The sequence below is a fragment of the Kitasatospora sp. NPDC059088 genome (assembly GCF_042738155.1).
Lineage (GTDB): Bacteria > Actinomycetota > Actinomycetes > Streptomycetales > Streptomycetaceae > Kitasatospora.
Genome location: NZ_JBHYGR010000068.1, coordinates 1 through 15,942, shown reverse-complemented (window position 1 = coordinate 15,942; position 15,942 = coordinate 1). Strand labels below are relative to the sequence as shown.

Annotated in this window: 9 protein-coding genes; all 9 read right to left on the bottom strand. The window is 71.4% G+C overall.

The genetic code is table 11. The annotated features are described in order from the left end of the window. Nucleotides 1–116: 116 nt before the first annotated feature. Nucleotides 117–1,133, bottom strand: a complete 1,017-nt coding sequence (locus ACFWXO_RS26970) for an ABC transporter ATP-binding protein (RefSeq protein ID WP_375884716.1) — start codon at nt 1,131–1,133, stop codon at nt 117–119. Next, nucleotides 1,126–2,175 carry an ABC transporter ATP-binding protein gene (locus tag ACFWXO_RS26965; RefSeq protein WP_375884713.1) on the bottom strand — a complete coding sequence of 350 codons (1,050 nt, stop codon included), beginning with the start codon at nt 2,173–2,175 and terminating at the stop codon, nt 1,126–1,128. Before ACFWXO_RS26965 ends, ACFWXO_RS26970 begins: the two co-directional genes overlap by 8 nt. Nucleotides 2,176–2,194: 19 nt before the next feature. After that, entirely contained in the window at nt 2,195–3,136 is a 942-nt protein-coding gene (locus ACFWXO_RS26960) for an ABC transporter permease (protein ID WP_380526652.1), read from the bottom strand. Then, nucleotides 3,129–4,055 (bottom strand): ABC transporter permease, encoded by a 927-nt coding sequence (locus ACFWXO_RS26955; RefSeq protein WP_380526651.1) that lies wholly within the window; start codon nt 4,053–4,055, stop codon nt 3,129–3,131. The genes ACFWXO_RS26960 and ACFWXO_RS26955 overlap by 8 nt, the downstream gene beginning before the upstream one ends. A 141-nt stretch (nt 4,056–4,196) precedes the next feature. Continuing rightward, nucleotides 4,197–5,849: an ABC transporter substrate-binding protein gene (locus tag ACFWXO_RS26950; protein WP_375884705.1), complete on the bottom strand. Its 1,653-nt coding sequence runs from the start codon at nt 5,847–5,849 to the stop codon at nt 4,197–4,199. A gap of 432 nt (nt 5,850–6,281) precedes the next feature. Beyond that, nucleotides 6,282–8,186 carry a translational GTPase TypA gene (gene typA, locus ACFWXO_RS26945; protein ID WP_380526650.1) on the bottom strand — a complete coding sequence of 635 codons (1,905 nt, stop codon included), beginning with the start codon at nt 8,184–8,186 and terminating at the stop codon, nt 6,282–6,284. A gap of 287 nt (nt 8,187–8,473) precedes the next feature. After that, nucleotides 8,474–10,312: an ABC transporter family substrate-binding protein gene (locus ACFWXO_RS26940; protein ID WP_380526648.1), complete on the bottom strand. Its 1,839-nt coding sequence runs from the start codon at nt 10,310–10,312 to the stop codon at nt 8,474–8,476. Between the two features lie 93 nt (nt 10,313–10,405). After that, a complete protein-coding gene (locus ACFWXO_RS26935) occupies nt 10,406–13,033 on the bottom strand; it encodes a SpoIIE family protein phosphatase (RefSeq protein ID WP_380526646.1) in 2,628 nt (875 codons plus the stop codon). Nucleotides 13,034–13,271: 238 nt separating this feature from the next. After that, nucleotides 13,272–15,942, bottom strand: a 2,671-nt coding sequence (locus tag ACFWXO_RS26930) for a SpoIIE family protein phosphatase (protein WP_380526644.1), incomplete at its 5' end; no start/stop codon positions are given.

Here is a 15,942-nt window from a genome sequence, read left to right as displayed (position 1 = left end):
GGACGGGTGCCGTGACCCCCCTGCCGAGTTGACGCGGCGCCGGGTCCTCCCGGCGCCCGGAACGCCGGAAGGGCCCGCGGCCGGAGCCGCGGACCCTTCCTGGTGCGTACGGGACGTCAGGCCGCGGCCGACTCCCGGACCTCGGCGAAGTGGCAGGCCGACTCGTGGGCGGCCGGGCCCTCCAGCGTGGTCGGGATCGCCAGCAGCGGGATCTCCTCGGCGCAGCGCTCCTCCGCCTTCCAGCAGCGGGTGCGGAAGCGGCAGCCGGACGGCGGGTTGGCCGGCGAGGGGATGTCCCCGGTGAGGATGATCCGCTCGCGGGACTCGCGCGCCGTCGGGTCCGGCACCGGCACGGCCGACAGCAGCGCCTGGGTGTACGGGTGGGTGGCGTTCTCGTAGATCTGCTCGTCGGAGCCGATCTCGACCATCTTGCCCAGGTACATCACGCCGACGCGGTCGGAGATGTGCCGGACGATGGAGAGGTCGTGCGCGATGAACATGTACGACAGGCCGAACTCGCCCTGCAGCTGCTCCAGCAGGTTGATCACCTGCGCCTGGACGGACACGTCCAGGGCCGAGACCGGCTCGTCGCAGATGATGATCTCCGGCTTGAGCGCGAGGCCGCGGGCGATGCCGATGCGCTGGCGCTGGCCGCCGGAGAACTGGTGCGGGTACCGGTTGATGTACTCCGGGTTGAGCCCGACCACGTCCAGCAGGTCCTGGACGGCCTTGCGGCGGTCGCCCTTGGGCGCCACCTCGGGGTGGATCTCGAACGGCTCACCGATGATGTCGCCGACCGTCATCCGCGGGTTCAGCGAGGTGTACGGGTCCTGGAACACCATCTGGATGTTGCGTCGGACGGCCTTGAGGGCCGCGCCGCTCAGGGTGGAGATGTCCTCGCCCTTGAACAGCACCTGACCGGAGGTGGCCCGCTCCAGGTTCATCAGCACCTTGGCCAGCGTGGACTTGCCACAGCCGGACTCGCCGACGATGCCGAGCGTCTCGCCCTTCTTGAGCTCGAAGCTGATGCCGTCGACGGCCTTGACCGCGCCGACCTGCTTCTTGAACAGGACGCCCTGGGTCAGCGGGTAGTGCTTGACCAGGTCCTTGACCTCCAGGATGTTCTCAGCCATGGAGGGTCTCCTTCCAGAGGTGGCACGCGCTGCGGCGGCCGGTGATCTCCGTGCCGTCCTCGTCGGTCACGTGGTGCAGCAGCGGGACCTCCGTGCGGCACAGGTCGGTGGCGACGTCGCAGCGGGGGTTGAACGCGCAGCCGGCCGGAACCTTGAGCAGGTTCGGGGGCAGGCCCTTGATCGCGTACAGCTCCTGGCCCTTCTGGTCCAGGCGCGGGATCGAGCGCAGCAGGCCCTTGGTGTACGGGTGCGCGGGGTTCGCGTACAGCTCGTGCACCGGGGCGGTCTCGACGATCCGGCCCGCGTACATCACGGCGATCTTGTCCGCGACGTCGGCGACCACGCCGAGGTCGTGGGTGATCAGGATCAGGCCCATGTTGTACTCGGCCTGGAGCTCCGCCAGCAGGTCCATCACCTGGGCCTGGACGGTGACGTCCAGCGCGGTGGTGGGCTCGTCGGCGATGATCAGGTCGGGCTGCATCGACAGCGCCATGGCGATCATGATGCGCTGGCGCATGCCGCCGGAGAACTGGTGCGGGTAGTCGTTCACCCGCTGCTTGGCGGCGGGGATGCGCACCCGGTCCATCAGCTCGATGGCCTTGGCCTTGGCCTCGGACTTGGAGGCGCCCTGGTGCACCCGGAACATCTCGCCGAGCTGGTAGCCCACGCTGAGCACGGGGTTGAGCGCCGAGAGCGCGTCCTGGAAGATCATCGCGATCTTCTGGCCGCGGATCTTGCGCCGCTCCTCGTTGCTCATCTTGAGCATGTCCCGGCCGCGGAACAGGATCTCGCCCTGGGTCACCTTGCCCGGGGGCATGTCCAGGATGCCCATGATGGTCTGGGCCGTCACGGACTTGCCGGAGCCGGACTCGCCGAGGACGGCGAGGGTCTCGCCGGCCGCGACGGAGTAGTTGACGCCGTTGACGGCCTTGGCGACGCCGTCCCGGGTGTGGAACTCCACGTGGAGGTCCTTGACCTCCAGGAGCGGGGTTCCGACTTCGAGACGATCGCTCTTCTGGTTGTTCTCGATCACGGTGGTCATCGGGTCGTCACCTCTTCTCTCAGCGGAGCTTCGGGTCGAGGGCGTCGCGCACCGCGTCGCCGAGCATGATGAAGGCCAGCACGGTGAGGCTCAGCATGCCTGCCGGGAAGAACAGCGCGAACGGCGCCGTACGGATCAGCTTCTGGGCCGAGGCGATGTCGATGCCCCAGGAGATGGTCGGGTCCTGCAGACCGATACCCAGGAAGCTCAGCGTCGCCTCCAGGGCGATGTAGCCGCCGAGGGAGATGGTGGCGACCACGATCACCGGGGCGATCGCGTTCGGCAGGATGTGCCGGAACATGATCCGGCTGGTGCTGGCGCCGAGCGCCTTGGCCGCCGTCACGAAGTCGGACTGCTTGACCGTGATCACCGAACCGCGCATGACACGGGTCATCTGGGTCCAGCCCAGGGCGATCAGGGCGAAGACCACGCTCCAGATCGTGCGGGTCGGGAAGGCGTTGAGGATCACCAGCGCGCCGAGCAGCAGCGGGATGCCGAAGAAGATGTCGGTGATGCGGGAGATGATCGTGTCGACCCAGCCGCCGAAGTAGCCGGCGACCATGCCGGCGATACCGCCGAGGACGGTCGTACCGACGGTGACGCAGATGCCGACCACGACCGAGGCGCGGGCGCCGTAGATGATGCGGGCGTAGATGCTGCGGCCCTGGCCGTCGTAGCCGAACCAGTCACCCTCGAAGAAGTGGTCGTAGACCGGCGGGGTGTGGAAGTGGTTGCGCAGGTCGCCGGCGCGCGGGTCCACCGAGGTGAACAGCCCGGGGGCGATCGCGATCACGATCAGCAGCAGGATGAGCAGCCCGGAGATCACGAAGATCGGCTTGCGCCGGAGGTCGTGCCAGGCGTCGGAGCCGAGGCTGCGCGCCTTCTCCGGCTTGGCGGCCGCCGCGACGGTGGCCTGGGCCGGGATCTTCCCGGTCGTCTTCTTCTCGGTCAGGTCAGGCATACCGGATCCTCGGGTCCAGGACCGCGTAAAGCAGGTCGACGATCAGGCCGGCGGCCAGGTAGACGATCACCAGGAAGGCCACGAAGCCGGAGACGGTCGCGCCCTCCTTCATGTTGATCGCTTGGTAGAGCGCGTGGCCGACACCCTGGACGTTGAAGATGCCCTCGGTGACGATCGCGCCGCCCATCAGGGCGCCGAGGTCGGTGCCGAGGAAGGTGACCACCGGGATCAGCGAGTTGCGCAGCAGGTGGGTGCCGATGACCTTCCGGCGCGGCAGGCCCTTGGCCACCGCGGTGCGGACGTAGTCGGCCTTGATGTTCTCGGCGATGGAGGTACGGGTGAGGCGCGCGACGTAGGCCAGCGACAGCGAGCCGAGCACGACGGCCGGCAGCACCAGCTGGGTGATGTCGTCGCTGTGCTGGACGGTCGGCGTGACCCACTTGAGGTTGATGCCGAAGATCGTCTGGAACAGGAAGCCCAGCACGGGGACCGGGATCGAGATCAGCAGCAGGGTGAAGACCAGCGCACCCTTGTCGAAGATCTTGCCGCGGCGCAGGCCCGCGATCAGGCCGATGCCGATGCCGACCACGATCTCGATGGCGAACGCGAACAGCGCCAGCCGGACCGTGACCGGAAGTACCTCGGTGATCTTGTCGAGCACCGGACGTCCGTCCAGTGCCTTGCCGAAGTCGCCGGTGAGCAGGCCCCCCATGTAGGAGAGGTACTGCTGGACCAGCGGCTGGTCCAGGTGCTGCTGGTGCTTCAGGGCTGCGAGCTGCACCGGGTCCGGCGCCTTGTCGCCCCACAGTGCTGCCAGCGGGTCACCGGGCAGCAAGTGCACCATGAAAAAGATGAGTGCGGTCGTTCCGAGGAACACCGGAATCATCTGGAGCAGTCGCCTCGCGACAAAGCGCCCCATCGTGCCTCCATGTATGGCTCTGCCGGGCCCGTCAACCCGGCAAGAGATAAGTCGGCGTGCCAACGGCCGGTGCCAGTCCTCGCCCTTGTGGGGATGGGACGGGCACCGGCCGTTGTCACCGGGTCAGGCGGTGCCGACCGATTACTTCTTCTTCTTGACCTCGACGTCGGTGTAGACCGGGTCGCCGAAGGAGTTGAACTTCACGTTCTGGACGTTGTTCGAGTAGCCCGAGTTGGTCTTGTAGTACCAGAGCGGGATCGCCGGCATGTCCTTGGCCAGAACGGCCTCGGCCTGCTGGTAGAGCTCGGCGGTCTTCTCGACCGTGGTGGCCGCGTCGGCCTGCTTCGCCAGGTTGTCGAACTCCGGGCTGGAGTAGCCGGCGTCGTTCGCGGCGGCACCGGTGCCGTAGACGTCCCGCAGGAAGTTGGCGTTCAGCGGGTAGTCCTGCACCCAGCCGGTCCGCATCATGCTCTGGACCTGCTTCTTGGTGACGATGTCACGCGAGGTCTTGAAGTCCGGCTTCGGGTCACCGAGGCACTCGACGCCGGTCGCCTGGCGGATCGAGTTGCAGACCGCGTCCACCCACTCCTTGTGGCCACCGTCGGAGTTGTACAGGATGGTGATCTTGCCGCCGGGGACGCCACCGTTGTCGGTGATGAGCTGCTTGGCCTTGGCCGGGTCGTACTTGCAGGCGTCGCCGCAGACGCCGGCCTTGTAGCCCATGACGCCCGGCGCCACGAACGAGTCGGCGGGCTGACGGCTGTTGTTCAGCACCGTCTTGGTGATGGTGTCGCGGTCGATCGCCATCGACAGGCCCTGGCGCACCTTGGCGGCCTTGTCCTTGTCCATGGAGGACCAGTCCGCGTTGTACAGCGCGAAGGAGATGTTCTGGATCGCGCCCTGGGCCTGGTCGATCGCGCGCTTGCCCAGGTCGTCCTTGTACTTGGGCAGGTCGGTCGAGTCGACCTGGTCCAGCACGTCCAGCGTGTCGGACATCAGGTCCTTGTACGCGGCCTCGGGCGAGGTGTAGCTGCGGAAGACGATCCCGCCGTTCTTCGCCTTGTTGGTGCCGGTGTACTTGTCGTAGGCCTTGAGCGTGATGGCCTTGTTGTGCTCCCACGACACGAACTGGTACGGGCCGTTGCCGACCGGCTTCTCGCCGAAGCCCTTCGGGTCCGCGAAGAACCCGGTGGGGAGCGGGAAGAAGGCCGAGTAGCCGAGCTTGTACGTGAAGTACGAGACGGGCTGGGCCAGTTCGATGGTGAAGTGGGTGTCGTCGACGACCTTGAGGCCGGCCATCTCCTTGGCGGTCGGGTCGCCCTTGTCCGGGTGGACGGCGTCGTAGCCGACGATGTCCGAGAACCAGTCGGAGTTGATCTGGTTGTTGGCCGGGTTGGCGGACCAGTTCCAGGAGTCCACGAAGGACTTGGAGGTGACCGGGGTGCCGTCGTGGAAGGTCCAGCCGGACTTCAGCGTGACGGTGTAGTTCTTGGCGTCGGTGGTCTCGATCTTGTCGGCCACCTGGTTGCGAAGAGCACCGGTCGCGGGGTCGTAGTCGACGAGGCCCGTGAACAGCTGCTTGACGATACGGCCGCCCTGGTTCTCCATGGCGTTGGCCGGCTGCAGCGGACGCTGCGGCTCCGCGCTCTGGAAGCTGAACGTGCCCGAGGGGTCGACCGCGGCGCTGTCCGAGCTCCCGGAGGTGTCGCTGCTGCCGCTGCTGCTACAAGCAGTCGCGGCGAGCGCGACAGCAACAGCTGCGACAACCCACTTGGCCTGGCTCACACCACGCATCGGTGTGCCTCCTGAATTCGACGTTTGCGACGAGGAGGGCAACGCGGAACGGTGATCACCGGACCCGCAATGCCGTCCGCGCTCGTGGTTTCGGCGCGCACCCCTGCGCGTTCACCCTTGACCCGAGCCTGACTGCACCCACTATCCGTCACGCACGGACACGAAAGTGACCAGTGACGATCTCAATTAGGTCACATGAACAGTCGGTAAGTTTCGAAAACCGGACATATGAGACATAGCCAGACAGGCACCAAACGGACAGTCGTCACGGATGACGAACTGTCACGTTCGCTCAGCGGACACCTGGGTGTGATGAGCGCTATTCCGTTAATAGCGGCCCCGACAACTTGGAGTAGTTGAAAAAGTTCGCCCCCCTCTCCATCGGAAAGGGGGGCGAAGCATTCCGGCCAAAGGCCGGTCAGAGCGTCCGGATCACGCCTTCTTGGCGCGCGAGGCGGTGCGTCCGCGGTCCTTCTGGTCCAGCACGACCTTACGGATGCGAACCGTCTCCGGGGTCACCTCGATGCACTCGTCCTCGCGGCAGAACTCCAGCGACTGCTCCAGCGAGAGCTTGCGCGGCGGGACGATCGACTCGGCCACGTCCGCGTTCGCGGACCGCATGTTGGTGAGCTTCTTCTCCTTGGTGATGTTCACGTCCATGTCGTCGGCGCGCGAGTTCTCACCGACGATCATGCCCTCGTACACCTCGGTGCCCGGCTCGCAGAAGAGCACGCCGCGCTCCTGGAGGTTGGTCATCGCGAAGGCGGTGACCACGCCGGCCCGGTCGGCGACCAGCGAGCCGTTGTTGCGGGTGGTCAGGTTGCCGAACCACGGCTCGTGGCCCTCGTGGATCGAGTGGGCGATGCCGGTGCCGCGGGTGTTGGTGAGGAACTCGGTGCGGAAGCCGATCAGGCCGCGGGACGGCACGACGAACTCCATCCGGACCCAGCCCGAGCCGTGGTTGGACATGTTGTCCATCCGGCCCTTGCGGATGCCCATGAGCTGGGTGACGGCACCCATGTGCTCCTCGGGCACGTCCACCGTGAGGCGCTCGACCGGCTCGTGGGTCTTGCCGTTGACCTCCTTGGTGACCACCTGCGGCTTGCCGACGGTCAGCTCGAAGCCCTCGCGGCGCATGGTCTCGATCAGGATGGCCAGCGCCAGCTCACCGCGGCCCTGCACCTCCCAGGCGTCCGGACGCTCGGTGTCCAGGACGCGCAGCGAGACGTTACCGATCAGCTCGCGGTCCAGGCGGTCCTTCACCTGGCGGGCGGTGACCTTGCGGTCCACCTTGACGCCGGCCTTGGCGTCCGCGCCCTTGCCGCTGCCGCCGCGGCCGACCAGCGGCGAGGTGTTGGTGCCGATGGTCATCGAGATGGCCGGCTCGTCCACCGTGATCAGCGGCAGCGCGATCGGGTTCTCCGGGTCGGCCAGGGTCTCGCCGATCATGATCTCGCCGATGCCGGCGACGGCGCAGATGTCACCGGGGCCCGCCACCTCGGCCGGCTTGCGGGTGAGCGCCTCGGTCATCAGCAGCTCGGAGATGCGGACGTTCGAGATGGTGCCGTCGCGCTTGATCCAGGCCACGGTCTGGCCCTTGCGCAGCTCGCCCTGCTCGACGCGCAGCAGCGCGATGCGGCCGAGGAAGTTGTCGGCGTCCAGGTTGGTGACGTGGGCCTGGAGCGGCGCGTCCTCGTCGTAGCTCGGGGCCGGGACGTGCTCCAGCAGGGTGGAGAAGAACGGCTCCAGGCTGGTGCTGTCGGCCGGGACGGTGCCGTTCTCCGGCTTGGTCAGCGAGGCCACGCCGTCACGCGCACAGGCGTAGACGATCGGGAACTCGATCTGGTCCTCGTCCGCGTCCAGGTCCAGGAACAGGTCGTAGGTCTCGTTGATGACCTCGTCGATCCGGGAGTCCGGGCGGTCCGTCTTGTTGATGCACAGGATGACGGGCAGCTTGGCGGTGAGCGCCTTGCGGAGCACGAAGCGGGTCTGCGGCAGCGGGCCCTCGGAGGCGTCGACCAGCAGCACGACCGCGTCCACCATCGACAGACCGCGCTCGACCTCGCCACCGAAGTCGGCGTGGCCCGGGGTGTCGATGATGTTGATGGTGATCGGAGCGCCACCATCCTTCGGGTGGTACTTGACGGCGGTGTTCTTCGCGAGAATGGTGATGCCCTTCTCGCGCTCCAGGTCGTTCGAGTCCATCATGCGGTCGTCGAGCTGCTGGTGGGCCGCGAAGGCACCGGCCTGCTTGAGCATGGCGTCGACCAGCGTGGTCTTGCCGTGGTCGACGTGGGCGACGATGGCGACGTTACGGATGTCGTTGCGCGTGGGCATGCCTTGCGGATTCTCCCGGAATCGTGGGTTACGGCGGGCCCGGCCGCGAGACGCGCACCGGCGGCCCTTCGGCCGCGCCACCCGTTCCGCCTGCTACTACCGGTCCACCCGCCGGGCATCTGGACATGCCTCGGCTTTTCCCTATGGTACGGGGAACCGTCCAAGGCGGCAGAAACGAGCAGGTCGGGCGGGATCAAGATCACAGACGAGTCACGTCCCCGTCACCCCGCGGTCGCCTTCCGACACTCCCCCGTTCGCACTCCGGTGGCCCGGCCCGCCCGGCTCCGCTACCGGCTCCGGCCCACGTCCTGGAAGCGCGGCCAGCCGAAGCCGAAGGCCCCCGCCCCGGCCACGCCGGTCCGCACCCCCACCAGTTCCGGCCGCTGGTAGAGCGGGACGGAGTGCCCGAGCTGCCAGATCCGGACGTCCGCCTCCTGCAACAGGTCCAGCCGGGCCGCCGGGTCGAGTTCGGTGACCGCCCGGTCGAACAGCCGGTCGATCTCCTCGGTGCCGCTGCGGCCGTAGTTGCCGCCGGACTCGAGCGCGCCGTCGGCGTCCGGCCGGGGCTTGGCGTACGCGGCGCGCTGCTCCACGGCCGGGCTGGGGCCGACCGGCCAGGAGAACAGCGCGAGGTCGTAGTCGCCGTCGGCCAGCTGCTCCGGGACGAAGGTGTCGGCGGGCGCGGTCAGCGTCCTCACCCCGATGCCGTACCCGTCGAGGTCCGCGGTGAGCGCGTCGGCGGTGCGCCGGGCGGTCGCGGAGCCGGCCGGGACGAGCAGGGTGAGGACGAGCTCCTTGCCGTCCTTGGTCCGGGTGCTCCCGTTCAACAGCTTCCAGCCGGCCTCGTCCAGCAGCGTCGCGGCGTCGGCCGGTCCGATCGCGGCGCTGTCGTCCCGGTAGCCCTCCTGGTCGCCGGCGAGCAGGTGGCTGCCGAGCGGGGCGCCGGGCAGGCCGAGCGGGGCCAGCGCGGCCTCGGCGATCGACCGCCGGTCCACCGCCCGGGCCACCGCCCGCCGCAGGGCCGGGTCGCCGAGCGGGCCGCGGGTGGCGTTGAGGGTGAGCTGGGTGAGCGAGGGGGCGGCCGCCCGGTGCACGGTGACCCCGGGCAGCGACTCGGCCCGCCGTAGCGCCGACGCCGCCGCCTCGGGCACCGCTTCGGGCGCCGCCTCGGGCGGGGCGGCGGCCGCGGAGCCGCCCTTGGACGGGGCCGGGGAGGACGGTGCTGGCGACGGCGGTGCGGGCGACGGCGCGGGCGGCGGCACCGCCCGGTCCACCGCGGCGGTGAGCGGGGCGACGTCCAGCCGGCCCTGGTCCAGCGCGTCCAGCCGCCGCTCGGGCGGCGTGGCCAGGAAGTCGATCCGGTCGGTCTTCGGCCGGTCCCCCCACCAGAGCGGGTTGCGCTCCACGGTGACCCGCCCGCCGTCCTCGTCGTACCGGGTGAGCGCGTACGGCCCGGCGCTCAGGTGGCCGGCGCCGGTCAGCGCCCGGTTGAAGGCGGCCGGCGTGGCCGTCTCGGCGGCCGGGTAGAGCGGCCCGAACAGGGCCCGCCACTCGGCGAACGGCCGCCGGAAGGTCACCTTGACCTCGTGCGGGTCGGCGCCCTCGGCGACCGAGTCGACGGCCTCGTACCCGGCCGCCGGCCCGCCCAGGTAGGCCGGGTCCAGGCCGGACAGGGCGGCCCGCTGGGCACCGAGGTCGGCGGCCGACAGCGGGGTGCCGTCGGTCCAGACGGCGTGCGGGTTGAGCCGGTAGGTGACCACCTGCGGCTGCTGCCCGGGCGGGGTGGACTCGGCGCCCACCAGGTAGTCCGGGTCCGGGACGAGCCGCCCGCGCTCGTCGGGCCGGAACAGCGAGGGGTACAGCGCGTGCGCGAGCAGCGCCGAGTCGGCGCCGGCCCCGCGCTGGTAGACGTTGAGCGTGGCCGGGACGCCGTCCAGCGCCCAGCTGAGCGTGCCGCCGTCCCGGACGGCGCCGCGCTCGGCGGCGCGGACGTCCCCGGTGGTGGCGGTGGGCTCGGCCCGGGCCGGTGCGGGCGAGGGGCCGCGGCCCCGGTCGTCGGAGCAGCCGCCGAGCCCGGCGGCGAGCAGCAGTGCGGCGGCTGCGGCGGTGAGCTGGCGGACGCGCATGGCGGCCATCGAACGCCGCCCGCCCCGCCCGGCCCGCGCCGACACGGCGGGCCGCCGGGCGACTGCACCCGTACGGCCCAGCCCCGCCGGGCGCTACAGCGCCAGCTCGAACCAGACGATCTTGCCCTTGGGCGTGCGCCGGCTGCCCCAGCGCTCGGCCAGCAGGCTGACCAGCTGCAGGCCGCGCCCGCCCTCGTCGGTCTCCTGGGCGCGCCGCTGCCGGGGCTGGGCGTAGCCGTCGTCCCAGACCTCGCAGACCATGCTGCGCTCGCGCAGCAGCCGCAGCCGGATCTCGCCCCGGCCGTGCTTGAGCGCGTTCGTCACCAGCTCGCTGACCAGCAGCTCGGTGGTGTCGACCAGCTCGTCCAGCCCCCGGGCGAGCAGCCAACTGCAGGCCAGTTCACGGGCCTTGGCGACGGAGGTCGGCTCGGGCGGCAGGAACCAGTTGCCGACCGCGTCCTCGGGGAAGGCGTGCACCTTGGCCATCAGCAGGGCGATGTCGTCCTCGCCGTGGTGCGGGTCGAGCTCGCCGAGGACGTGGTCGCAGAGGTCCTCCAGGCCCTTGCCGCGGTCGCTGAGCGCGGCCCGGAAGGCGCGCAGGCCCTCGTCCAGCTGGTGCTTGCGGCTCTCCACCAGGCCGTCGGTGTAGAGGCCGAGCAAGGCGCCGTCCGGGAGGGTCAGCTCGACCTCCTCGAAGGGCTCGCCGCCGACGCCGAGCGGCAGGCCGGGCGGCACGTCGAGCATCAGGGCGGGCTCGCCCGGGCTGAGCAGCACGGGCGGCAGGTGGCCGGCGTTGGCGAACACGCAGCGGCGGGTGACGGCGTCGTACACGGCGTACACGCAGGTGGCCAGGTAGACCTCGCGGGCCTCCTCGTCGGCCGTCGAGGTGAGCCGGCCGTACTGGGTGGGCGGCCCGGCCGGGACGGAGTCGTCGCCGAGGCCGCGGGCGATCTCGTCCAGCGCGCCGAGCACCTCAGCCGGGTCGAGGTCGAGCATGGCCAGGGTCCTTACCGCGGTGCGCAGTTGGCCCATCGCGACGGCGGCGCGCAGACCACGGCCCATCACGTCGCCGATGACCAGGGCGGTGCGGTTGCCGGGCAGCGGGATGACGTCGAACCAGTCGCCGCCGACCTCGGTGTTGTTGTTGCTGGGCAGGTAGCGGCAGGCGATCTCCAGGCCGCTGGCGGCCGGGTTGCCCGGGGGCAGCAGGCTGCGCTGGAGGATCAGCGCCCGCTCGTGCTCGCGGCGGTAGAGCCGGGCGTTGTCGATGCAGACGGCGGCGCGGGCCACCAGCTCCTCGGCGATCGCCACGTCGCGGGCGTCGAAGGGCTCGCTGCCGATCGCCCGGGAGAGCTGGACGAGGCCCAGCACCTGGTCGCGGGCGACCAGCGGGACGATCAGGGTGGAGCGCAGCAGCGGGTCGCGGCCGGGCTCGGGGACGACGCTGCGGCCGGTGCGCAGCGCCCGGGCGTGCGGGGAGCGGCGCGGGTAGCAGAGGGTGCCGCCGGCTTCGGCGATCGGCAGGCCGGTGACCGAGCCGAGCACCGAGGAGGCGCCGCCGATGACGCTGGAGACGGCGACCCGGCGCAGTTCGCCGCTGCCGTCGGTGAGCACGGTGTCGCCGAGGCGCCCGGCGCTGGGGACGGTCTCGCCGGAGAGCAGCGCGGTGTACAGGTCGACGGTGGCGAGGTCGCAGAACGGCGGGACGACCACGTCCAGGAGCTCCTTGGCAGTGGTCTCCAGGTCGAGGGTGGAGCCGATGTGCGCGCTGGCCTCGTTGAGCAGGGCGAGGTTGCGGCGCACGCCGTCGGCCTCGCGCTCGGCGACGTGCCGGCTGGTGACGTCGGAGACCTGTCCGGCCACGCCCATCGGCTGCCCGGCCGAGCCGTTGAGCCGGTACAGCGAGACGGCCCAGAGCCGGTTGCCCTCGCGGGTCGGGACGGCGCTGTGGAAGCGCAGGTCGAAGACGGGCTCCCCGGTGGCGAGGACCTTGCGCAGGGCGGCACTGAGCCGGTCGGCCTCGGACGGCGGGAAGAGGTCGTGCGGGGTGAGGCCCTCCAGGTCGGTGGGGACGAGGCCCATTCCGGAGGCGAAGGCGTCGTTGACCCGCTGCAGCCGCAGCCGGTCGTCGAAGAGCACGAAGCCGGTGGGCGTCTGCCCGAAGACGGCTTCGGAGGCGGCGAGGTCGGTCTCGATCCGGCGCAGCCGGCCGAGGTCGACCGCCAGACAGGTGGCGCCCGCGGTGGGCAGGGCGCTGTCGGGCATCAGGTAGAGCTCGGCGAGTCCCTCGCCGCCGGCGGCGTCCCGGTAGGGGGTGGTGCCGACCCACTCCTCGCCGGCCAGGGTGCGCTCCAGCCGGGCGCGGCCGCGGCGCCAGAGTTCGCGGGGGACGAAGGTGCTGATCGGGTCGGCGCCCACGGCCTCGGCGGCGGGGACGCCGAAGAACTCGGCGGCGCGCTCGCTCCACTGGCTGATCCGGCCGTCGGGGCCGATCGCGAAGGTGGCGACCCGGATGTAGTCGTAGATCGAGCCCGGGTCCCCGGCGCCCCAGGGCCGGGATTCGGCGGCCGGGTGGGCCGCGGCGCGGCCGTCGCGGCCCGAGCCGGCGGCGGCGCGGGCCGGCGGCGGCGCCGGTACGGGCAGGTGCGGGGAACCGGCCTGCCCGGGCACAGCGGCATGACCGCTGCTGCTCGGCGCGTTCCGCGCCGGAGTGCTGTTCAACGGACCGACCCCTCCAACCCGCGACCGTCCGGATGTCGAGAAGACCGAGTATTCATCATCGAGGGGTGCGTTCACACGCCCTCAACATCACAACATCAGATCGGGCGAAGGTTTTTGTCCTACCGCCCGCGCAACCACAATGCCACGCCCGCGCCCCCTTCCGGAGCGCGCGCTCCCCCTGAGCGCCCGTTGGCATATGCAGCACGGTTCTCCCGACGGTCCGGACGCTCTACTCGCGTCACTCCTCGCCGGTGTCACTACCCGGCAGTGCCAGCTCGAACCAGACCACCTTGCCGATCCCCTCGGCCCGGGCACCCCAGTGCAGCGCGAGCCGGTGCACCAGCTCCAGGCCCCGGCCGCCCTCGTCGGCCTCGGCCGCGTGGCGCTCCCGGGGCGGGTCCGGCAGCGGGTCGGAGATCTCGACCAGCAGGGTCTCGCCGAGGGTGAGCCGGACCCCGATCGGGGCGCTGGCGTACCGGACGGCGTTCGTGACCAGCTCGCTGACCAGCAGCTCCGCGGTGTCGGTGAGGTCCTCGACACCCCACTCGGCGAGCGCGGCGCGGACCAGCCGGCGGGCCCGGGAGACGGCGGTCGGCTCGGCGGGCAGCGTCCAGCCGGCCGTCGGGGTACCGGCCTGGCCGTGCCCGAGCCGGGCCAGCAGCAGGGCGACGTCGTCCGGCTCGCGGCCCTGCTCCATGGTGTCCAGCACCGCCTCGCAGGCGGCCTGGATGGAGGCGTGCGGCTCCTGGAGCACGGTGACCAGCCGGCCCAGGCCGACGTCGAGGTCCTTGTCCCGGGACTCCACCAGGCCGTCGGTGCAGAGCGCGAGCAGGCTGCCCTCGGGGATCTTCAGTTCGACCGATTCGAACGGAACTCCGCCCACGCCGAGCGGGGCGCCGGAGGGCAGGTCGAGGATCCGCCCGGCCCCGCCGCGCAGCGGGCCACCGGTGCGGGTCGGCTCCACCGCCCCCTCGCCCGGCACCACCAGCACCGGCGGGATGTGCCCGGCCTTGGCCACCGTCAGCTTCGCCGTGCCCGGGTCGAAGACGGCGTAGACGCAGGTGGCGAGCAGCGCCTCGTCCGGGCCCTGGGCGAGGTCGTCGGCCAGCTCGTGGACGTGCCGCAGCAGGACGTCCGGCGGAAGGTCGAGGGCGGCCAGCACCCGGACGGCGGTGCGCAGCCGGCCCATCGTGGCGGCGGCCCGCAGGCCGTGGCCCATCACGTCGCCGACCACCAGCGCGGTCCGGTCGCCGGGCAGCGGGATGACGTCGAACCAGTCGCCGCCGACCTCGGTGCCGCTGCTGCCGGGCACGTACCGGTAGGCGACCTCGACGCCGGTGGGCTGGGGGACCTGCTGCGGGAGCAGGGTGCGCTGGAGGGTGAGCGCGGCGGTGCGCTCGCGGGCGTACAGCCGGGCGTTGTCCAGCGAGCTGCCGGCCCGGTCGGCGAGTTCGACGGTGAAGGCGAGGTCGTCCCGGTCGAAGCCCTCGCGGTAGCCGGCCCGGCTGACCAGCAGCAGGCCGATCACGATGCCGCGGGCGCGCAGCGGGACCACCAGCATCGAGTGCACGCCCAGGTCGTGGGCGGCCTGCATCTTGGGGTCGCCGGGGTAGGTGACGTCGTCCAGCTGGTCGGCGCCGGACAGCAGTTCGGGCACCCCGGTGCGCAGCACCCGGCCACAGGCGGAGTCCTCCGCGAAGGTGATCCGGGCGCCGCGCCGGAGCATCACCTCGACCTCGGGGCCGTCCTGGACCGAGGCGGTGCCGAGCTGGAGCAGCGAGGTGCGCCGGTCGTGGCCGTGCCGGGGCAGGTCGTCACCGTGCGCGACGGCCTGGAGCAGGATCACCGCGGAGTGGTCGGTCAGCCGGGGCACCACCGAGTTGGCCAGTTCCTGGGCGATCCGGGCGGCGTCGAGCAGGTCTCCGACCCGGGAGCCGAACTCGTTGAGCAGCGAGAGCCGCCGCCGGGCGTGTTCGACCTTGGCCACCGCTCGGTAACGCTCCGTCACGTCCATGACGGTGCCGGAGATGCCGAGCACCCGGCCGGCCCGGTCGGTCATCCGGCTGTAGGAGATCGAGCGGTAGCCGGCCCGGGTGGTGACCGGGGAGGCGAGGGTGACGTCGATGACCGGCTCGCCGGTGGCCAGCACCTGGCGCTGGATCGCGGTGATCTCGTCGGCGGCCCGCTCGGGCAGGGTCTCGCCGGTGGTGCGGCCGACGTGGTCCTCCAGGGCGACGCCGTTCATCTCGGCCAGGGTCTGGTTGACGGCGGTGTAGCGCAGGTCGGTGTCCAGGATGGCGATGCCCAGCGGGGACTGCTCGAACAGCGCGTCGCGCACCGCGAGGTCCCGCTCGATGGCCCGTACGGCGGCCGCCTCGGCCAGGTTGACCTGGAGGAACGGGGTGCCGTCGCCGTCCACCAGCAGGGAGATCCGGGCGTCCACGGCGACCGGCACGCCGTCCCGGTCGCGCAGTTCGGCGTTGCCCGCCCAGCGGCCGTGCCGCAGGGTGTCCTGGACCGCGGTCCGGATCCGGGCGACCTGCTCCTGGTCCGGGATCAGCTCGTCGATCCGGCGGCCGACCAGCAGCTCGCTCGGCCAGCCGAGCAGCTCCTCGGCGGCCGGGCTCCACAGCACCACCCGGCCCGCGGTGTCCAGGATCGCGATGGCGACCTTGAGCATGTCCAGCAGGCTGCCCCCGGGCGGCGCGGCCAGGCCCTGCCGGGCGTCCGCCGGGCCGCCGGGGTACGGCCGGCCGGGGCGGCCGCGCAGGGCGGGCCGGACGCCGGGCTCGGGGACGGCCAGGGTCGGTGCCGGCTGGACCGGCTGGGCGCGGCCCGGGACGTCGGAGCCGCCGCGGCGGCGGCCGGACGACGGCGGCTGCGGGGCGGCCGCGGGGGCGGCGCGGCGC